The organism is Beijerinckia mobilis, from assembly GCF_000745425.1.
GTDB classification, from domain to species: domain Bacteria; phylum Pseudomonadota; class Alphaproteobacteria; order Rhizobiales; family Beijerinckiaceae; genus Beijerinckia; species Beijerinckia mobilis.
The window spans coordinates 43,260-63,551 of sequence record NZ_JQJH01000006.1; the positions used below are offsets into that span (position 1 = coordinate 43,260).

At 58.4% G+C, this 20,292-nt stretch carries 22 protein-coding genes; 1 reads left to right on the plus strand and 21 read right to left on the minus strand.

The window, feature by feature from the left end; genetic code table 11:
- Positions 1-181 precede the first annotated feature (181 nt).
- From DL88_RS07935 to cobD, 20 genes are all read right to left on the minus strand, one after another.
- Complete coding sequence (locus DL88_RS07935; protein WP_034994476.1) at positions 182-1,036, minus strand: SIR2 family NAD-dependent protein deacylase; 855 nt, start codon at positions 1,034-1,036, stop codon at positions 182-184.
- Complete coding sequence (locus DL88_RS07940; RefSeq protein WP_034994478.1) at positions 1,037-1,261, minus strand: alpha-amylase family protein; 225 nt, start codon at positions 1,259-1,261, stop codon at positions 1,037-1,039. It lies immediately after the preceding gene.
- A 40-nt stretch (positions 1,262-1,301) separates the two neighbouring features.
- Positions 1,302-1,604 (minus strand): 2Fe-2S iron-sulfur cluster-binding protein, encoded by a 303-nt coding sequence (locus DL88_RS07945; protein WP_034994480.1) that lies wholly within the window; start codon positions 1,602-1,604, stop codon positions 1,302-1,304.
- Positions 1,605-1,886: 282 nt separating this feature from the next.
- Positions 1,887-3,038, minus strand: coding sequence for a DegT/DnrJ/EryC1/StrS family aminotransferase (locus tag DL88_RS07950; protein WP_034994482.1), 1,152 nt, complete (start codon positions 3,036-3,038; stop codon positions 1,887-1,889).
- Positions 3,035-3,310 carry a DUF6129 family protein gene (locus DL88_RS07955; RefSeq protein ID WP_034994485.1) on the minus strand — a complete coding sequence of 92 codons (276 nt, stop codon included), beginning with the start codon at positions 3,308-3,310 and terminating at the stop codon, positions 3,035-3,037. The genes DL88_RS07950 and DL88_RS07955 overlap by 4 nt, the downstream gene beginning before the upstream one ends.
- 8 nt (positions 3,311-3,318) lie before the next feature.
- Positions 3,319-3,531, minus strand: coding sequence for a putative nitrogen fixation protein NifT (nifT, locus tag DL88_RS07960; protein WP_034994486.1), 213 nt, complete (start codon positions 3,529-3,531; stop codon positions 3,319-3,321).
- A 139-nt stretch (positions 3,532-3,670) separates the two neighbouring features.
- Entirely contained in the window at positions 3,671-4,807 is a 1,137-nt protein-coding gene (locus DL88_RS07965; RefSeq protein WP_034994487.1) for a cysteine desulfurase family protein, read from the minus strand.
- A 246-nt stretch (positions 4,808-5,053) separates the two neighbouring features.
- A complete protein-coding gene (locus DL88_RS07970) occupies positions 5,054-5,302 on the minus strand; it encodes a nitrogen fixation protein NifZ (RefSeq protein ID WP_034994489.1) in 249 nt (82 codons plus the stop codon).
- Complete coding sequence (locus DL88_RS07975; RefSeq protein ID WP_034994492.1) at positions 5,302-5,637, minus strand: nitrogen fixation protein NifZ; 336 nt, start codon at positions 5,635-5,637, stop codon at positions 5,302-5,304. Before DL88_RS07975 ends, DL88_RS07970 begins: the two co-directional genes overlap by 1 nt.
- Before the next feature lie 53 nt (positions 5,638-5,690).
- The gene (locus DL88_RS07980) at positions 5,691-6,488 is read right to left on the minus strand and encodes a 4Fe4S-binding leucine-rich repeat protein (RefSeq protein ID WP_034994495.1); all 798 of its coding nucleotides are present in this window, start codon (positions 6,486-6,488) and stop codon (positions 5,691-5,693) included.
- Positions 6,481-7,005: a tetratricopeptide repeat protein gene (locus tag DL88_RS07985; RefSeq protein ID WP_051955738.1), complete on the minus strand. Its 525-nt coding sequence runs from the start codon at positions 7,003-7,005 to the stop codon at positions 6,481-6,483. The genes DL88_RS07980 and DL88_RS07985 overlap by 8 nt, the downstream gene beginning before the upstream one ends.
- An 11-nt stretch (positions 7,006-7,016) precedes the next feature.
- Entirely contained in the window at positions 7,017-7,370 is a 354-nt protein-coding gene (locus tag DL88_RS07990) for a HesB/IscA family protein (protein WP_034994497.1), read from the minus strand.
- Positions 7,371-7,373: 3 nt separating this feature from the next.
- Positions 7,374-7,592: a YfhL family 4Fe-4S dicluster ferredoxin gene (locus tag DL88_RS19830; protein WP_084705055.1), complete on the minus strand. Its 219-nt coding sequence runs from the start codon at positions 7,590-7,592 to the stop codon at positions 7,374-7,376.
- Positions 7,593-7,682: 90 nt separating this feature from the next.
- Positions 7,683-9,212 (minus strand): nitrogenase cofactor biosynthesis protein NifB, encoded by a 1,530-nt coding sequence (gene nifB, locus DL88_RS07995; RefSeq protein ID WP_245270709.1) that lies wholly within the window; start codon positions 9,210-9,212, stop codon positions 7,683-7,685.
- Between the two features lie 558 nt (positions 9,213-9,770).
- On the minus strand, positions 9,771-10,586 hold the full coding sequence (locus DL88_RS08000) for a 4Fe4S-binding leucine-rich repeat protein (RefSeq protein ID WP_084705061.1): 816 nt from the start codon (positions 10,584-10,586) through the stop codon (positions 9,771-9,773).
- Positions 10,587-10,680: 94 nt separating this feature from the next.
- Entirely contained in the window at positions 10,681-10,875 is a 195-nt protein-coding gene (locus DL88_RS08005; RefSeq protein ID WP_012383405.1) for a 4Fe-4S dicluster domain-containing protein, read from the minus strand.
- A 280-nt stretch (positions 10,876-11,155) separates the two neighbouring features.
- The gene (gene nifA, locus DL88_RS08010) at positions 11,156-13,168 is read right to left on the minus strand and encodes a nif-specific transcriptional activator NifA (protein WP_034994501.1); all 2,013 of its coding nucleotides are present in this window, start codon (positions 13,166-13,168) and stop codon (positions 11,156-11,158) included.
- A 766-nt stretch (positions 13,169-13,934) separates the two neighbouring features.
- Entirely contained in the window at positions 13,935-15,437 is a 1,503-nt protein-coding gene (locus DL88_RS08015) for a 4Fe-4S binding protein (RefSeq protein WP_084705062.1), read from the minus strand.
- A 462-nt stretch (positions 15,438-15,899) separates the two neighbouring features.
- Positions 15,900-16,247 (minus strand): cupredoxin domain-containing protein, encoded by a 348-nt coding sequence (locus DL88_RS08020; protein WP_034994503.1) that lies wholly within the window; start codon positions 16,245-16,247, stop codon positions 15,900-15,902.
- 461 nt (positions 16,248-16,708) lie between these two features.
- The gene (gene cobD, locus DL88_RS08025) at positions 16,709-17,755 is read right to left on the minus strand and encodes a threonine-phosphate decarboxylase CobD (RefSeq protein WP_245270696.1); all 1,047 of its coding nucleotides are present in this window, start codon (positions 17,753-17,755) and stop codon (positions 16,709-16,711) included.
- A 28-nt stretch (positions 17,756-17,783) separates the two neighbouring features.
- Here cobD and cbiB point away from each other — a divergent pair, with 28 nt between their 5' ends.
- On the plus strand, positions 17,784-18,830 hold the full coding sequence (cbiB, locus tag DL88_RS08030; protein ID WP_051955739.1) for an adenosylcobinamide-phosphate synthase CbiB: 1,047 nt from the start codon (positions 17,784-17,786) through the stop codon (positions 18,828-18,830).
- Here cbiB and DL88_RS08035 read toward each other — a convergent pair.
- Positions 18,814-20,268 carry a cobyric acid synthase gene (locus DL88_RS08035; RefSeq protein WP_034994505.1) on the minus strand — a complete coding sequence of 485 codons (1,455 nt, stop codon included), beginning with the start codon at positions 20,266-20,268 and terminating at the stop codon, positions 18,814-18,816. The two genes, cbiB and DL88_RS08035, sit on opposite strands and share 17 nt — an antisense overlap.
- Between the last annotated feature and the right edge of the window lie 24 nt (positions 20,269-20,292).

The window sequence follows — 20,292 nt, forward strand, 5'->3', positions numbered from 1 at the left end:
CCAGTTGTGATTCCACGACAAGAAGATGCACAGCCATAGCCTCTATGGTCTATTGCACAGACATCGGGACATTCAAGAAAATTCCCGGCACATCGACCCGGCCGCGCAAAGCGCGACAGAATCAATCTGCCAGGATCCAATTTTCTTTCCCACCCTTCGGAAACCCGTTTGGCGGAAAGATTCAGGCCGGGAGGGCTTCTTTCTGCTTGAGAACGCCAAGGAAGTCCGCCAGCGGCATGTCGATCAGTTCGACATTATATTTTTCGAAGAATTTCAATTCGTTCTTCGTTGGTGTTTCCGACATGACCGCCCAATGTTTGTCGGACGAACGCTTGAGGATTTGGAAGGCGAAAATCCGCTCCAACTGAGTCTGGAACCGGCATCCGAGGAAAAGGAAATGGCGATTCTTGCGAATTTCTTTAACCTTTTCCGGGATCGGGGTCTGGATGTCGATCTCGGTCAAGACCTCGACGAAATCCGAATCCGATACGAGAAAATTCCCTTCCGGCCGGACAGAACCCCAGGGCTCATAGAGCATGGTGTCCCAGGTTTCGGCGACCGTCAGTTCCTGTTCCGTCTCGATCCGGGACCGGTCCTTGTTGAAATAATGTACCCAGGTCGCAAGGTGCTCCGCCTGGCTCACCGCCTGCACGAAACCCCAATTGTCGCGGACATCCAATGCCTGCAGCATCAGATCGTCGTACCAAGCATGGACGACAAGCGGCAATTTGGGCCATGAAGCGATGAAACGATGCAATTCGGTCGGTTCGACATGCGGCTCGAAAGCCGCTGTCATGACCGCATTGATCGTCTTGCGATGCTTGAAGTTCTCGATGAACTGCGCAGCCGCCGAAAGATTCTTGCGGATCTTGTGCGGCACGGTCGCCTTGGCCGTCAGCTTTTCGACCAGAACTTCAGGCCCAACCGGAAGCGGACATTCACCAGGAACAAGGGTCAAGGCACCCGGCCCCACATAAGGGATCAGGAGACCGCCCTCAAGCGCCGCATGAATCTCTTCGAGCGTTTGCTGGTTCATTTAGAGAGCCTCAAGTTTCGCGCCTTCCATGGTCTTGAAGCGGGCGAGGTCTTCATTGGTGGTGTAGAAGGCCGCGCGACCGCCCGCGAGAGGGTGGATCGGCAGGTTGTTGGAAAGATGATTGTGCCAGTCCTGCGCGCTGACGCCAGCAGGCGCCTCGCCGCAGAAAACGCACTCACCCTTGGGATTGTAGCGAACCTGGATCACGACTTCAGCATTGTGCATGGGATAATCCTTTCCAATCGCGCTTCACGCGACCCACGGGTCAGCCGGAGAGCGCACCAAGCAATTCAACCGTTACATTTTCCGGGCCAAGTTTCGCTTCGCAGATGAGGCGCGACTTCGAACCGACACCGACGATCGCATCGAGATGCTCGTTTTCCTCGCGGGTCGCCTTGCTGAGGCTCTTTTTGCCTTCCGTGACGAAGACGTGGCAATTGTCGAAATAACCCTTGGCACAGGTGCAAGCGCCGAGCGGAATGCCTGCGGCCGTGATGATTTCGCGAAGAGTGGTGCCTTCAGCCCCCTCTTGAACCTTATCCTGGGGCTTGATTGTGACGGTAGGCATGAACCTCGTATCCTCTTAATGTACTAAAAGCTTCACCGGTTACAAAAGACGCGGCACCATTGCCTCGTCTTAAAGGGTCATTACGTTACGCAAGGAAGCGCGTATCTAAAAATCGCTCTTCTCCCGGCCCATGGATACAGGACGACGAGACGCCGCGCACGGGCACGGCGTTCTATCCTGTTCCGGAACATCACGCGCCAATCGGGACCGGTGGCGATGTTTCGACTTTCCGGGAATGCATCAAATCAACCGGACGGAGATCAATCCGCCCGAGGCGATGCCTCAAAGAGTAATTTCCGCACCAGCACCAATGTTGATCGATGCATCCTTCATCGAACCAACAATGAAGGCGATCTGATCTTCGGTGAGATGCGCGTGGAAGGGTAGCGCGACCGCACGATCAGCGACTTTTTCCGTCACCAGAAAATCCTTCTTCCGGTAGCCGAGATCGAAATAATGCGGCTGGAGATGCAGCGGCATCGAATAGGCGGCGGCCTCGATTTCTTCCTTGATCAAGTCCTCGATGATGCTGTCACGGCTTGACCGCGTGAATCGGGTGCCGAGATGGACGATGTACAAAAACCAATGCACCTCTGTGACATCGGGACCGATATAGGGGTCCTTGATGCCCTCGAAGGATTTGACATAATCAAAATACCAGAACTCGGTACGCTTGCGCCGTTCCAGAATGAGTTCGAGACGCTGCAATTGCACGAGAGCAAGCGCCGCCGACAGGTTGCTCATCACGCCGTTATAGGCAGGCGCGCGACCAACGACCACCGAGGCACGTTCGTCCAGACGATGATTGCGATAGCGGCGCAACGCCATATAGACATCAATATCGTCAGTAACGACCACACCGCCCTGACCGCAGACAAGCGGGCCCGGTTGTGAGAAATCGAACACTGAACAATCGCCAAAAGTGCCGACAAGCGCATTTTTGTAGGTCGAACCGATCGCCTCGCTTGAATCCTCGATCAGGATCAAATTGTATTTGTCGGCAAGTTCACGAAATTCCGTCCAAGCTGCGGGATGTCCATTGACATTATTGACGACGATCGCCTTCGTCTTGTCGCTGATCTTGTTTTCGGCCTTGTTCGGGAGCATGCAACCCGACCAATAATCGATATCGGCAAAAATAGGGAAAGCGCCGCGCAGGCTGATCGCATGGGCGAGTTCACGGAAGGAATGCGGCGACGCGATCACCTCCATCCCCGGCCCGAGCCCATAGGCATCGAGCACCAGCATAAGCCCCATGGTGCCGCTCGATGTCGCAACAGCATATTTGCGACCGAGATAGCGCGCGAATGCTTCCTCGAAGGCCTCGACAGCTTCGCCGGAACTGATCGAAGCGGACTGCAAGACCTCGAGAACGGCATCCAATTCCGCTTGCGACATATCGGGATCGCACAGGGGAATCAGGTTCGCAGTCATGATTTTTTCCTGTTGTGCACGACGATAATGCCCGTCGCGGCGGAGGGATCGCGAGTGATGGTCACGCAATGATCATGCGCATTCACAAGGTAGAGCGTGAAACACGCAAATTCCTTGTAGGGGCGTTCCCCATCCACGTCGCTGGAATCGCAGCGGGTCAGGGATATACCTGGAAACCGCTGCCGGAAATCCTGCAGGACGGAGGGATCAGCCTCCGGCCCTGACAGCAAGCCCTCGATTTCCACCAATTGTTCGGCGCTGAGATTGGCCATGCCCTCACTCAATCATCGTTAAGCTTGCGTGCTTCGACGGTGCAAGGAAGATCCGTGCCAGGGGTCGCCGGGGGCAGTTCGAGCTGCCAGCCATTGCCGAGCGTAACAATGCCGCCCCACATCTCCGGCTTTTCCATCGACACAATCGGCTCTTCCAGGTCCTTTTTCGGCACATAGACCGAAAGCTGACCCGCACCGTCCTTACGCAGCATGATTTTCATGGCACTCTCCTAAGCCACTGCATCGGTTCCGGGAGAATGCCCGAATTGCTCCGGTCAATCATCCCCGCATTTGATTAGGCATCACACAGACCCCGAAAGCATCTGGATGCTTCGGGTTCGGTGTGCCAGCCACGAGGCCTCAGGCGGCGATCGCGGCTGCTTCGTTCACGATCCCGGGCAGCACTTCGAGAAGCGTGTCAATATCCGCTACCGTATTATCACGACCCAGGGAGAACCTTATCGACGACAAAGCGCCGCGTTCGTCAACCCCCATGGCCAGCAACACATGTGACGGCTCCGTCCCGGCGGAAGTGCAGGCGGCTCCCGCCGAAGCGCAGATACCCGCTCTGTCGAGACGTTCCAGTAAAAGTTCAGCTTCAAGATTGCCGAACCGAATGTTTGTCGTATTCGCAACACGCGGCGCACCCGCACCATTGACGGAAGCAATATCAATGGCGGCAAGCACACCGGCCTCGAGCCGGTCACGCAGCCCCGCAAGATAGGCCTGCTGTTCGGCGAGCTCTTTCTGCGCGAGCGTTGCGGCTTTCGCGAGACCGATAATACCGGGAACATTCTCGGTTCCACCACGGCGCGCGCGTTCCTGATGACCGAACAATTGCGCCGGCAGTTTCAAGCCCTTGCGCACGAAAAGGACACCGATACCTGTCGGGCCATGCAGCTTGTGGCCGGAGAGCGACAGAAGATCGACCGGCACTTTCTTCAAATCGACCGGAATCTTGCTGACCGCCTGCACAGCATCGGTATGAAACAGGACATTTTTTTCCTTGGTGATCGCGGCGATCTCCTCGATCGGGAAAATCACGCCGGTCTCATTATTCGCCCACATCACCGTCACCAGCGCGGTGTCCGGACGAATCCGTGAAGCGACTTCGGCGGCATCGATCCGGCCCAGATTGTCGACAGGCACATACGAAACCTCGATACCCTGCTTTTCGAGATGGCGCAGGAGCTCGAGACTGGAGGGATGTTCGACGCTGCTGGCGACAATATGTTTCTTGTCAGGATTGAGAGCCAGCGCACCCAGAATGGCCGTGTGGTTGGATTCAGTACCGCAGCTCGTGAAGACGACTTCCGGTGGCGAGCAGGACAGGAAACGGGCGACGTCGCCGCGCGCCTGCATCACTGCTTCCTTGCTGCATTCGCCAGCTTTGTGTTTGCTCGATGGGTTGGTCGGCCCCGTGCGCATGCATTCCGCCATCGCCTCGATGGCTTCCGGGGCCACGGCGGTGGTGGCATTATTATCGAGATAGATCATGTCGCCAGCCCGTCATCTCTCAGCACCCCTCCACTCGCGGGAGCGGGCGCATTTCATCTGCCAGAACAATTCTTCCCAGCGATGCAATTTGCCGGCCATCGACAATTGACCAAAAGCGGCATGTCGCGTGGAAACAAGGCGATAGAAGGATTCCCGCAAAAGAAAAGAGCGCCCGCTAAGGCGCTCTTGATGATAACGACTCGATCTATGCCTATTGAACAGGCAGGTTTTCCCCCATGTCGGGATTCAGACCGGCTCCAGCTCTTCCTCGAGACAGCCGACGACCAGTCTTTGACCATCGAACTCCACGAGGTAAAGCGGGCGCTTGGTTTCGCTGATCACTCCGACATTGACGATTTCGCCGAGATCGCCTTCCTTGACGAGAAGCGCATCAATCGGATGATCCGGATAGGATCCGTCATTATAAAGATCTTCCGTCGCCCGGACGCGCTGACCCCATTGGAATCGCGCCGCAAACCCGCCGCCTGGCTCCATTATTCTTCTCCTGCCGTCGAGGCTGTCGGTGATTTCTTTTTCGGCGCGGGAGCGTCATCATCGTCGTCCACCGCCTCGAGCTCTCTGGTCTTCATACCGACCTTGTTGCCAGTGAGAATGAACTCGACGCCGAAGATATAATGCTGCTGCAGGAAGGTGCCTATGTTCATGACATAACCTTCCTCACCCTTCTTGGCGAGAATGTCACCGACATCCTTGCCGCAATAAGTGCCGTCATTGCGAACCGTGCGCTTCGTGCGCACGCGCTGGCCATAGGTGAAACGCGGCGGCTCGTTCAGCTCAACTACATCGCTGTCACGGCTGATATTGGTCATTCAAGCCCTCCTCGCAAAGGACAAAAGGTCGAATTTCCGGCAGGATGCCGACTTCAGGGGCTTGCGCGAAACCCTTCGCCAGTGCCCGCATTGCCCTGCCCGCCCTCTTCCGCATCCTTGATGCGCTGGCGCGCCATTTCCGACACCAGCGGATCGGGATCGTCCACGAGGGAGCCCAGAGCACTCACGTCGATCCGTTCGGCGACCTCGTAGCGCACGCGCCAGTCGGGATCCTCCTTGAGTTCGACGAGCTGTTCATTAGACAATCTTTGTGCCACCTCCAGGCGAATGGCCGGCTCCTTGTCCTGCGCCATGCGCATGAGCATCGATGGATCGATCCGGTGCACAACCGTGCGGCGCACCTCGATTTCCGGATCATTGATCATCAATGGCAAGGTCGAGGGCGACAACCGCTTGGCAACCATCGTGCGCACATAATAATCAGGATCATTGATCATCGAAACAAGCCCCGCCTCGTCCAGACGGGAAACGACGCGGATCCGCACTTCACGATGCGGATCATTGCGCAACTTGCTCATATAGGAATCGGGCAATCTGGCGGCTGCGGCCCAGCGCACCGTTTCATCCGGATCATTGAGGAGAGGCGGCAGACGGAAAATATCCGCATGTTTCGCGGCGACCGCCCGGACCTCGAAGAAAGGATCGTTCAGATGCTCGTTCGCGAGCGTCGGATTCCAGTTAAAGAACCGATCAATCCGCCGTGCGTAGCGGTCACGCACACAAGCCTGTTTGAGCTGGCACTTTCCCTCGGCCTGCAAGGATTTGTAGGAGCAATCCTCACAGCTCAGTTCGCGCCCCTGCCAGTCGCGCGCTTCGTCCGCCTCACTCATCTTCGTCCTGCAATGACCGCTGATGAACTTCAAGCAGGAGAGTCGCACCGATCTTGTCCGTCGGATCGAGATCGAGAAGCTTCATGACCGCTTCCAGCCCCTCATCGAGGTTACCGAGGCGCATCTGGAGATAGGCATAACCTTTCAGCACGAAAAGAAAGAAACGCGGCATCATATCATAGGAGCTGAAATCAGCATCACCACGCTGAACCTGCCGCCAGTCTTCCGACAGATTATTATGATGCAGAGCCTCGGAAAGGCACACAAGCGCCACATCAAGACATTCAGCAAGCCGGCCTTTGTAGAAATAGAAGCGGTATAGGCCGATCAGAACTGCCGGATGACCAGGAGCAATCAGCTCCGCCTGCCGCAAGTGATCGAGCGCTACATCATCCTTGTGATAGAGGCTGGCTGCAAGATTCAGATGTTGCGCAGCCTCTTCCGGGAGCCCTGCACCCAGAAGAGCCTCGACGTCCTGAACTGGCGCCTGCTCGCCATAGCTGGTCGCCATGTCCATGAAAGCAACCCTTAGTGTTTGTGATCCAGATCCATGCTCGGCGCGGAATGGCTACCGCAGGTGGAGGTGTTTTTCGGATCGTAGAACTTCAAACCGGCCGAGGTGGGAGTTTCGACGAAATCCATCGTCACGCCCTGGAGAATAGCCTTGCTCGATGCGTCGATAAAGAAGCGCAGGCCATTGGACTCATGTACGGTTTCATTGGCCGCAGGCTTGTCGACGACGGCAAATTCAGCGGAAGGACCAGAGCAACCACCCGGAGATACGGTAAGACGCAGACCGCTGCTGGGGCCGCCGTCGAAACGCAGCATACGACGGACGAATTTATCAGCCGCAGGGGTAATCGTTACGTTGAGATCATCCATAAGTCAGGCCGCCTGATAACGTGGATAAGAGTCGTCGATTACGCAAGTCTCTTCAATGGGGCAGACAAGCGCGCACTGGGGGTCGTCATGAAAACCGATGCATTCAGTGCATTTAGCGGGATCAATGACATATATCCCATCACCAGCGCTGATGGCTTCATTCGGGCATTCAGCCTCGCAGGCAGAACAATTGACACAAGAGGCCGCGATTTTCAATGCCATTGCACCACTCCATGAAGAGGACTTGGAAAAATCAAGGAAAGTCCCAGGAGTCGGGGCGCCGTGGCGCCCCGACAATGATCGCTTGAGGGATTATTCAGCAGCGACAGTTTCGTTAACAACGTCCACCGCGACTTCGCCGGGACGGATTTCCGCGTCACCCTTGTCGACATGGGTGATGCTGCCGTCCTTGACGCCTTCGAGGTAACGCTTGAAGTAGGTGATCGCCGACTTCTCGATGAATTCGTGAGCGAATTCGTCGATCGCTTCGATGCCGGCAGCAGCCAGATCCTTCTTCGGGCAGCCGCCGATCTTGGCGACAAACACCGCATGGCAATCCTTGATCGCGCGGATGACGGTCTCGAGAGCGTCTTCCTCGCCATAACCGCCCTGGCAGTACAGGTCGACGCGGCGGTGACCGATGAAGTGGGCGCCCTTGCCGGTGCTCAGCTCATAGATCTGGAATTCCGACGCATGGCCGAAGTGCTCGTTGATACGGCCGCTGCCCTTGGTGGCAACCGCGACGAGGATCTTGATGTCGCTGTCTTCACCAGCGAGGATCTGCAGCTCGTTGGCCTTGGCGCCGGCGACGGCATTACGCTCCTCCTCGACGCGGGCCTGATAGGCTTGACGCGTGGCAAGATCGTAGTTGACGTCCATCTCCATGATCTTTTCGGTGGTGAACTCGGCGCTGCGGTCTTCGCCGAGAAGGCCAACGGCGTCCGCGCGGCACTGGCGGCAGTGACGCATCATGTTCATCTCGCCTTCGCAGCTGTCCTGCAGGCGCTTCAGTTCTTGCGCCGTCGGACCACGCTGGCCGGTGAGACCGAAGACCGTGCCGTGTTCGGCGGCGGAGATCAGCGGCATGATGTTGTGAAGGAAGGCGCCACGGCCCTTAACAGCCTTGTTCACTTCCTTCAGATGCTCGTCATTGATGCCGGGGATCATGACCGAGTTGATCTTCGACAGAATGCCGCGCTCCGTCAGCATTTCGAGACCCTGCATCTGACGCTCGGTGAGAATGCGAGCGGCTTCGACGCCGGTGTAGCGCTTATGCTTGTAGAAGATCCAGGGATAGATCTTCGCGCCGACTTCCGGATCGACCATATTCACCGTGATGGTGACGTGATCGACATTGTAGCGGGCGATCGTCTCGACATGGTCGGGCAGCGTCAGACCGTTGGTGGACAGGCAGAGCTTGATGTCGGGAGCGGTCTTCGAGATGAGGTCGAAGGTCTTGAAGGTCTTTTCCGGGTTGGCGAGTGGGTCGCCCGGGCCAGCGATGCCGAGAACGGTCATCTGCGGAATGGTGGAAGCAACCGCGAGCACCTTCTTGGCGGCCTGTTCCGGTGTCAGACGCTCGGAAACGACGCCCGGACGGGATTCGTTGGCGCAATCATATTTGCGGTTGCAATAGTTGCACTGGATGTTGCAGGCCGGAGCGACCGCGACGTGCATACGAGCGTAGTGATGATGCGCTTCTTCGCTGTAGCAGGGATGGTTCTTGACCTTTTCCCAGATTTCCGGGGGAAGATCGTTTTCACCGGCCTCAGTGCCGCAGCTCGCCTTCTTGCCGCCGTCGCTGTTGGTCTCGCACCCCTTGTGCTCGGCCATTTTCTGCATGATTTCGTCGACGTTTCCGGCGCCGGACTTGATCGCCGCTTCAGCGACTTCGCGATCTGTCAATTCCATTTCAAACCTCGCTTTTGGCTGGAACCTAACGGGTAAAAGGGACGCGCACCGCACTCTTCCCCCGCTGCCGATAAGCTCGTTTACGACCACGCCCAGCGCGATCGCCTGATATGCTAGTCAGCAACTAGCGTGCCACAAGCACCCTTAATCGCATCGGGTTCTAATCGGTTGAATCGTGGAGATTTTCTAAAGAGTGTCGGTCTGTACGATCAGCGACAAGAAAATTTCGTTGCCCTGCCCTTGTCGGGAACAAAACAGACTATGACGTGTTTTTAGGCTCTTCATCCAGATTACGCGGCGCGGCGGCCTGGCGTATCGGGTTATTTCTGGAAAGCCTTCAAAACTGCCCCGCGATAAAGCAGGACTTTCCTGCGTTTGGAAGATTGCCGACAAGAAAAGCAATCACCGAAGATGACAAACAAACAATCGCGCCAGCGGCCCATCGCTATAATAAAGCGGACGGCCCGGGGCAGCTTTCACGGCAGAAGTTCAGGCGCTCGGTGACACGCCGTCTTTCGAGGCGCCAAAATGCTTCAAGACAGAGCGCCCCGCCTTTTGTTCCGCCTCCCGCAAGCGTTGAGTGACAAGATCGCGGATGATCTCTTCTTCATCATTCTGGAACAGGGCGACCTGGTCGAGGCCAATCCGTTCAGCCGCGACAAAACGCACGCGCAAATCCGGATCATCAACAAAAAGCCCGAGACTCTCCGGCGCCATCCGTTCGGCAACATCGAGCCGCACCATCGGATGTTTATCGCGCGCCATATCGGCCAGCCGATTTTCGACAATGCGCCGGGCGACCCAGCGGCGCACGGTCGGCTCGCGATCATGCATGGCGATCGGCAAAAGATCGGGCGATAATTTGCGCACGATCACGACACGGACATGATAGTCGGAATCCGACAAACGAGCGATCAACGCCTGCCCTTCCATTTTCAGGGCAACACCGATCCGCACACGCCGATCCGGATCCTCTGCGAGATGCTTGACCCGTTCATAAGGCAGGCGCGCCACGACGGTCATCCGGACTTCGGGTTCGAGATCATTAACCAGGGAGGCGACCCGAAACAGCGAGGCATGTTTGGCGGCGACAGCACGTAATTCAAAATAAGGATGATCGAGAAAGCCGTCGGCGAGATCGGGATGTTTGCGCAGGAAGCGATCCATATGCTTGATGCGCCTGTCCTTGATGCAGCTATGCGCCGGCCGGCACTGATCATCTTCAAGAAAGGCACGATGCGGACAATTGCCACATTCGACCGGCAGGCCGAGCCAATCGAGCGCCGGATCCTGTTCCGCATCCATGATCATCTCCCGGGCATCTTCGGACACAAAAACGCCGGCCATGCGTGCGGCAGGCCGGCGTCCATATCAAACAGGCGTGAGCCGTCGAATGAAATTACGCGGGGACGCAGGTCTGCGGAACCGGGCAGACGCTATCGCATTGCGGATGATCGAACTCACCTTCGCATTCAGTGCACTTCTTGGGGTCGATGACATAGGTCTCGTTCTTGAACGAGATCGCGGCATTCGGGCATTCGAATTCGCAAGCACCGCAGACGGTGCACTGGGAAGCGATGATCTTGTAGGACATGCTCTATTCTCCTCACAAAAGATACCCAGTCGACAAGGTCGCGTCCCGACTGGAAAGTAAAGTCAAACTGGGCGGCACCGTCTCTCGTCGATGATGGCGGACCGGGACAGACACCTGCAACCCGGGCAGCAAATCCCATACCACCTACCAATGCATTGATTTTCCTTGCAACACATTCAATGCGGTGGGTGTGAAAGCGACGCCTCTCTTATTTTGAATTGGTCTATGTCAGACTCGCGACAGCCCGCCAAGTCCCTTTCGGCCGAAGCCGCACGATTCTTTAGAATTTCTTGATCTCGATACCGTGCTTGCGCAGCGCATAGCCGATCTGGCGAGGGGTGAGCCCCATGATGCGCGCCGCCTTGGCCTGCACCCAGCCAGCTTTTTCCATAGCCTCGAGCAGACGGGCACGTTCCGTATCGCCATAACCCGAATCCTGGACGCCGATATAATCCTCTCTGGGGTCATAGGCCTGCGGCGCGGAAGCGGAGGGCGCGACCGGAGCCGGCATAGACGGTGGCGGCGCATAAGGAGCGGCAGGAGGCACGGAAGACACGCCGCCAGCCCCGGAAACGGCATGAGGCGTGCCGCCCTGTGGGGAAGCATCATGCGCATGGCTGCCATAAGGCGGTGTTCCGGTCGGCGGATAATAATGTGGCTCGGGATAGCCGGCGGCAGCCCCTGCCCCATTGCCCGCATAGCCGGGCGGCGGCGCTATCGGAGGCGCATAGCCGTCCTGTGTTTGCGGATGCGTCAGGCGCGGCGCATCGGCCTGATAGGGATGATGAGGAAGTTCGGCATGCCCCGGCATGCCGAAAGGACCAAGGCCGCCGACCGATTTCGACCAGGCATCCGCCGTGGTCTTGCCTTTCCACAGAGTCGCGGAGAGGCATTGATCCTGCCCGCAGGCAAAATCCGCGGCGACAATGGCTTCACCCGCGGCAAAAGTCGCGGTCCGCTGGACGCAATTTTCGAGTTCGCGGACATTGCCCGGGAAATAGCAGGATTTCAGAACTTCCATCGCCTGTTTGCTGAAGACCAGCTGGCGTCCGTTGTCCTCATTGAATTGTTCAAGAAAGCGCGCGGCGAGCAGGGGAATGTCGCTGGAGCGTTCGCGCAAGGGCGGCAGGATGACCGGCACGACGCTGATGCGATAATAGAGGTCGGCGCGGAATTCTCCGTTGCGCACGGCTTCTTCGAGATTCTTGTTGGTCGCGGTAATGAGGCGTACATCGGTCTTGATCGTGCGCGTACCGCCAACCCGCTCGAACTCGCCCTCCTGGAGGACGCGCAGGAGCTTGGCCTGGAACGACAACGAAATTTCGCCGATCTCGTCGAGGAACAGCGTTCCGCCATCGGCCAGTTCGAAACGGCCCTTGCGCGTCGCCACGGCGCCCGTGAAGGCGCCCTTTTCATGGCCGAACAATTCCGATTCGAGCACGCTTTCGGCAAGCGCCGCGCAATTGACCTTGACGAAGGCATGCGAGGCGCGGGGCGACATTTCATGCAGCGCGCGGGCAAAAAGCTCCTTGCCGGTGCCGGATTCGCCGCGCAGCAACATGGTGGCGTTCGAACGCGCAACGATGGAAATCTTGTCGAGGACGGCGCGGATCGCCGGGCTTTCCCCAATGATGCCGGAAGCGCGTGCCTTGCTCGCGGGCATCGGCTGCAATTTGGTGATTTCCTTTTGCAGGCGATGGCTTTCCTCAATCAGACGATCACGGTCGCGTGCGACAACACGATGCAATTTGACGGTCTGGCCGATCAGATTGGCGATCATGACGAGGAAACGCACATCCGAATCGAAACGGAAGATGCTTTCTCCATCCCAGATGCGATCGACCGTCAGCGTCCCGACGACACGGTCTCCGGCGCGGATCGGCACGCCCATGAAGGAAACTTTGGCGCCCCCCAAAGACAAAGCGGCGACGTCATTCGCATCGAAAAGTTCGTGGTCCGCGACATTATGCACGACGAGCGGGACGGCGGTGGCGACGATCTGACCGATCGCCCGCTCGGGATACCGTTGCGGAGCGGCCATCGCCTCTTCCGTCCATCCAGCACCGACGGCGACCTCCGGCCCGCCGTCATCGGCAAGCAGCACGATCGTGCCATGCCGCATCTGGAGGAAAGACGAAAGAAGGTTGAGGACATTGGCGAGCGTCGTTTCGAGACGCGTCGGAGCCGTCAGGATTTTCGAGATTTCATAAACACCGATAAGCGCGATTTCACTGAGCTGGATACGATGGGACGGCACTGCTTTGGCTGTTTCCGCATGCGTATGATCATTCATCGGGCGGTCTCCCAATGGGGGCGCAGACGGCGCACTCCCAAGCCTCGAAGGCTGCATACAATGTTCCGGCACATTGAGATCCGACGCGCCGGCCGACAGGAATTGCTCGCGCTCTCAAAACTTCGCCCCGCAGATCGTTTTGAGCCGAGCGTTCCGGATATATCCAGAACGCTCTAGAACATTTTCCAACGACGGTGAATCGCTTCGCGATTCCATTGCGTAAAAAATGCTCTGATTGTTTTGAGCCGACGCGCCTAAGAGCGGTCTCGCAAGAGATGGCGATCAGCGCCATACGATTTATGAAAAAACAGGAACCAGGGCGGTGGGCCGATTGGCGAGCCAGCCCTCAGACCATCTTTGGTGAACCTTTTGGCGAACCAGCGCGTAGGATCTCATGGAAGCGGGCCGAAAACGGAACCCCATACGCAGGCTTACGTAGGGGAACTGACAAACAGTCGGTTTCATATCAGACTGATACCGAATACCTTGCGCTTCCTTTTGATTTTGTCAAATACGAAACAGATATTTGCCGAACATTTGGTCAGAAAGCCTTCACAACTGGCAAGATTCGTCACTTTACTCGAATATTGAGCCTTCTTGTGACGAAAGCGACAAAAATCCCGTCACAGGATCGCCGTGAAATCTTCTTGAAAAATCCTCTTCGAAATTTCTTGAAATTTCATAGCGCAAGGGGGGCCTGCTCCGGGGACAGGCCAGTTTCCCGCATAATGCGTCAAGAAGAGATGGTTGGAAGGATAGGTAGATCTCACCAGATCCAGAACATCAACGCCCAACTGTAGACGCCAATTGCAGCCGCAGCGGCGACACCGAGCGTCGCGCCAAGACGCCGGACCAAAATGGCAGGTTGCAATTGCCCGCCGTTCGTAACCACACCCGCCAGACGCCGGCCCGACACTTCAAACGCGAGCCACACGCACCAGAGGAACGCGCCGGCAAGAAGCGCCTCACGCAGTTCCGGCAGGAAAGGGATGATCATTCCTTCCGCCTTGAGCAAGGTCACTGTCGTCGCGCTGAGACCAAGAAACACGCCGCAGCCCGCCATCGGGATCAGGCATTGCGCGAGATGATGAAAACGTGCGGCGAACCGATCCGCCGACGAGGTGGCGCCGAGACAAAGAGCGGCAAAGGCCAGACCAAGTGAGATTGCTACTCCGAGGATGAGCGCCGTGGCGAAAATGTAGAAGAGCAGCACGCCCCCATCGAGCAGGGTCATCGTATCGTTCTGTTGCGGATAATGGGTCAGGATCCACCACGGCGGCTCGATCTCGAGCGGCCAGGTGATGTCGTGATCAATCAGCCAGGTCGCCGCCGCCTGTTTGATATCGATATACCAGGGGCTCGCGGACCAATGGAACGCACCGGTGGCGACACCCATGAGCCCGAAGATGATCAGCAGCGTCTCCCACGGCCGGGGCGTATCGCCAGCAACGGTCACGATCTCCGCATCAGGAGAACGCGGGCTGCAGGCAATGGCGTCGCGAAAATCACTGCACCGGCCGCACATGTGACATTCCGACGCTCCGCGCATGGTGCGGATCGCGACGAGCGGCGCACAATTCACGGCATGAACACCAAGATCGCCGGACTTTTGTGAGCGCGTCCAGGCGTCCTGATCGACCTTGAAATGGACTGGCGCCAATTTCGTCAGAAGGCCGAACACGCCATTGACCGGACAGAGATAATGGCACCACACACGTTTGTTCTTGCCATAAAGATAGCCGATCACCATCGCGCCCGCCGTCGAACCGCCGAGAATCAGCAGAACCGGCATCGGATATTGATAGATGCTGAGCATCTGGCCATAGACCGTCGTGCAGACGAAAGCGACGAAAGGCCAGCCCTTCCAGCGGATCCAGCGCGGCACGGCCAGCCCGAGACCGACCCGGCTCACGGCCTCCGTCAGCGCCCCTTCAGGACAAAAAACCCCGCACCATGTGCGCCCGACCAGCACCATGCTGACGAGAACGAAGGGCCACCAGATGCCCCAGAAAGCAAATTGCGCGAAAACGGTCAGATTGTTCCACATCGAGGCGGTGCGCCCCGGCAGCGGCAGAAAAGCCGGCACGGCCACGAGCGCAAGATAGACACAAACCACCAGCCATTGCAGTTTCTGGATCAGGCTTTGATGCCGCCTCAGCCATTCGCCATAAGCATGCGTATAACGCCGCACGAGATTCCCATGCCTATGCGACAGGCCGGTGGATTGGTCCGGCACCGGATCCCGTCCGACTGAACTCAACGACGCCATGGTGGTCCCATTCAAAATCTGGAAGACAGAACCGGCCGGCACGATCGCCAGAAGCCGTTCGATCCCTCCTCAGCATCACACACCGGATGATTGTCTGCCTGTCCGGTTCGACGAGCGACACGGCTCTCTCTGTGAGCCCGGCCTAGATTTGCGAGCGGAACGGTTCCGGATAGATCCGAAACGCTCCAAGCACCCTTGCTTAACTGAAGCCACAATTGATCTTGCTTCTGAAAAGCAAAATCAATGCTGCCCCGATTTATATGTGCAAGCAAGCTTTGGAAAGTTTGCCTATACGAGGTCTTCTTGATCCCAACCTGTTGGGATCAAGAAATTCGGCAGAGAGCCACCGCCCCGCCATTGCGGGGCCAAGTCTCAACAAAGCGCATCACTTCCACGCTAGCCTTGCCCCAAGGCCAGCAAACCACAGACCATCTGGACCCGGTGCCATCAGTTTATTCGGCGTTATTTGGCCACCAGCACTGCCTTGGGCGCTTCGGGATGAAAATCGTCAAAGAAGGGATATTCTCCCGGATCCAGCCGATTGATGACAAGAACCGTCACCACTCCTGGTGCGAGCACTTTTTCCTTGCGTAATTCCGTGCTCTCGAATTCCGCCGGGGTTACGCCCGAATTCTTCAACTCGATCCGAAACCGGCGATCGGCCGGAACCTCGAGCCGCAGCGGCGTGACCTTGCCGTCATTGAACTCAATCGCGAAAGTCGGCGGCTCTTCCGCCCGGGCAGCACCAGGCAGAAAGCCGATCCAGGAAAGAACGACAAGAAAAAGCGAAATCGAGAGACGTACCCACACGACGAGACCGTCCTTACCACAACCAACAATTCGAGAGACCGACTCACGCCGGCGGCCGGAGGATCATTTGAGGATGATCCCGCCAAGATCAACGGGAAACCGGCAATTTAAAACCGACATTCTGAAACCATTATGGGCATTGCCGAAGCAGGCACCCAACGGACTGGCGCCAGCCTGCTTCCGACTTTGCATGACACTGAAAGATTGAAGGGTTCAGGTCAGCTCCACCCGTATTCTTCAGGCCAGTCAGCATCGAATACGCTCAGCGTATCCCTCTTTATTTAGGCGATACGGAGAGGAATAACCAGATCGGCACCATAAAATTCATCGCTTTCCTTTTCACATTCACGATAAACCTGAGCCATTGAATAGAAACATTCTAAAACTGTCTCCGCAATGCTTGCGAATACTTCACATAAGGTCGCCTATTGGAGCTCATTGAACACCGGAGAGAGTGACGGTCACAGCCCTTTCGCGAAAATGTCACCGAGACGCATCAGCGACCGATCATCTCCCGGAATGCCGAACCGCAGCCAATTCGGCGCATTGGCAAAGCGGCGCACATAAATCCCCGCTTCTCCAAGCCGCTGAAACCAGACTTCCGCCTGCGCATGGCTCGTCAGGCGAAAGAGCCTCGTGCCGCCGCAAATGGTAAAGCCAGCGCCTTTCAAAAATCCATCGAGCACGGCGATCTGGGCCGTAAGACGCCGGCCGGTCCTTTCGCGCCACGCCACATCGCCAAGCGCTTGCCGGCCGATCGCAATGGCCGGCCCCGACACCGCCCAGGCCCCGAACCAGCTACGCAAATCCTCCGCGAGTCCCGGCTCGGTGATTGCAAAACCGAGCCGCAGGCCGCCAAGCCCATAGGTCTTGCCGAAAGAACGCAGGACGATGACACCAGCCCTGGGAAGCTGGGGGACGAGATGGGCTTCGGACCGCTCCAGATCCATGAAGGCTTCATCGACAATCAGAAGCCCATTCCGCAGGGCAAGTCGCGCCGCAAGAGCACAAAGGGCGTCGGCCGCGATCAGGCGCCCGTCCGGATTGTTAGGATTGACGATGACAGCGACATCCATCGCATCGAGTGCGGCGAAATCTCGCACCTCTTCGACTGGCGCGCCGATCGACCGCCAGTTCGCCGCATGTTCGGTATAGGTTGGCCCCAGAATGCCAACTCTGGGCAACGGTCTCCCGCGCGCCGCCCACAGACGTGGCAGGGCCTGAATCAGGGCTTGCGAGCCCGGCGCGGCGACGATCCCGGCATAGGGCGGCGTAGCATAGGCCTGCCAAGCGGTGGCCTCGAGCGCCGTACAGGTTTCGGGCAGGCGCGTGAAAATTTCAGGGGCGAGCGGCGTATAGGGATAGGCGAAGGGGTTGATCCCGGTCGAAAGATCGAGCCAGGGCCGGGGCGCCCGTGGAAACAGCCGCGCCGCGGCAGCTAGATCACCGCCATGATCTTGTCCCTCATGGGCGGCGCAATCCTCTCCGCTCAAAAGCGTTTCGCGCACGCGCCGATCTTGCTGTATCGCTCTGTCGATGATTGCGTCCCCTTCTCTGCTCTTCAATGCGCCCTTCGCCCCGCTGTCCGGCCTTCTCGCGCCGCTGGCTCTCGCGGCCGAGGCTATATTTGGCTACCCGCCCAGACTCTTTGCCGTCATCGGTCATCCAGTGAGCTGGATCGGCGCCTTCATCGCTTTTGCCGATCGAACTTTCAACCGCGATGGCGATTCTTTTGCCCTTAGACGGCTAGCCGGCTTCGGCGCGCTCATTGTTCTGCTCACGATCGTCTTTCTGGTTTCATCGGCGTTGCAGACGTTTCTCATCCGGGGCGTCCTGCCCCTGTCCATCGGGATTCCGCTCCTCATTCTCTGCGCCTCGACGCTGGTGGCGCAGCGGAGCCTGCACGATCATGTCGCCGCGATCGGAGCGGCCCTTGACGCGGAGGGTCTCGAAGGTGGCCGCCGCATGGTCGCCCGCATCGTCGGCCGCGACGTGACGGGCCTTGATGAAGCCGGCGTGCTGCGGGCTGCCATCGAAAGCCTCGCCGAGAATTTTTCCGACGGCATCGTCGCGCCGGCTTTCTGGCTGATGCTCGGGGGGCTACCCGGCGGCAGCCTCTACAAGGCGATCAATACCGCCGACAGCATGATCGGCCATCGCACGAAGCGCCATGCGGCTTTTGGCTATGCGAGCGCCAAACTCGACGATCTCGTTAACTGGCCAGCGGCACGGCTCGCCGCAGGGCTTCTCTGCGGCGCGGCTTTGCTGCTGGAGCAATCCGATGCCTGCTTTTCCGGACGCCGCGCCTGGACAATCCTGCGGCGCGACGCCCATGGCCATCCCTCGCCCAATGCCGGCTGGCCCGAAGCGGCCATGGCAGGCGCACTCGGCCGCCGCCTCGGCGGCCCCAGAATTTACGCAGGCCGTCTCGTCGAGGATCAATGGATCGGCGGCGCGATGGGAGCCGGGGCGGCACTCATGACCCGTGCCGATCTCGACCGAGCCCTGCGGCTCTATCGCCTCGCCTGCGGTCTCAATGGTTTGGTCCTGCTTGCCTGCGGTCTCATCATCGCGCAAATGTGAGCAGGTGGTCGAGATCGAGATGGGTTTCGAGATGATCGGCAAGCACGTCGAGAGCCGCCTCGACGCGCCCCGCATATGACAGATCCGCCGAAGCGGCGACACCAAAGCGCGCAAGAAAATCCCGCCTTTGCGCGTCGCCGCCAAAGAAGCCATGCACGTAGCAGCCGGCGACACGGCCATCGGCCGAGATTGCTCCGTCCTCGCGGCCATCGGCGAAACGCAGAAGCGGACGCGCGCAATCGGGGCCCTGCGTGCGGCCCGCATGCATTTCAAAACCGGTAAAAGGCGTTGCCTCCGGCAGACTGACACCCTCCACGGCGACGAGCCTCTTCTCGGACGCGAAATCCGTCTCCACATCGAGGAGACCGAGCCCTTCGACAGTTCGCGGCGGCCCTTCGAGCCCGAGCGGATCGCGCAGAACCTTGCCCAGCATCTGATAACCACCGCAAATGCCGAAAACCCGCCCGCCCCGCCTCAGATGCGCCGCGAGATCGACGGCAAACCCCGCCGCACGGAAGGCTTCGAGATCGGCAATCGTTGTCTTCGATCCGATGAGGAGGATGAGATCAGCATCACCCGGCAAGGCCGCGCCCGGACGCACCAGGATCAATTCGACGCCGGGCTCCAGCCGCAGGGGATCGAGATCGTCGAAATTGGCGATTCCCGGCAGAACCGGCACGGATATTTTAAACCCAGCCTTCGCTGCCCTCTCTCCTCCTGCCTGCCGGCCAAGTGCCATCGCATCCTCCGCTGGCAGATCGCGCGCCGCCGGACAATGCGGCACCAGTCCGAGCCCTGGCCAGCCGGAAAAATGTTCGATCTGGCGCATGCCCTCGGCGAAGAGGGCCGGATCGCCTCGAAAGCGGTTGACGATGAAACCGGCGACCATTGCCGCGTCCTGAGGGTCAATCACCAGTTTCGTCCCGGCGATCTGGGCAATGACGCCACCGCGATCAATATCGCCGACGAGAATCACCGGCACATCGGCAGCGCGGGCAAAGCCCATATTGGCGATGTCGTTAGCACGCAGATTGATCTCCGACGCACTGCCCGCGCCCTCGACGAGCACGAGATCAGCCTCGGCGCGCAAATGCGCGAAACTCGCCAGCACCACCTCGAGCCAATCCCGCTTGCGGCTCTGCCAGTCGCGCGCCTCCGCCTGACCTGAGAGACGGCCCTGCAGGATGATCTGTGAGCCGGTGCCGCTATGCGGTTTCAACAGAACCGGATTCATATGCACGCTGGGCGGCACGCCGCAGGCCAAAGCCTGCAAGGCCTGGGCGCGGCCAATCTCGCCGCCATCCGGCGTCACGGCAGCATTGTTGGACATGTTCTGCGGCTTGAACGGGCGCACACGCAGGCCACGCCGCGCATAAGCGCGGCAGAGGCCCGCGACGATCACGCTCTTGCCGACATCGGAGCCCGTCCCCTGCACCATTAACGCTTTTGCCAGCAAGGCTTT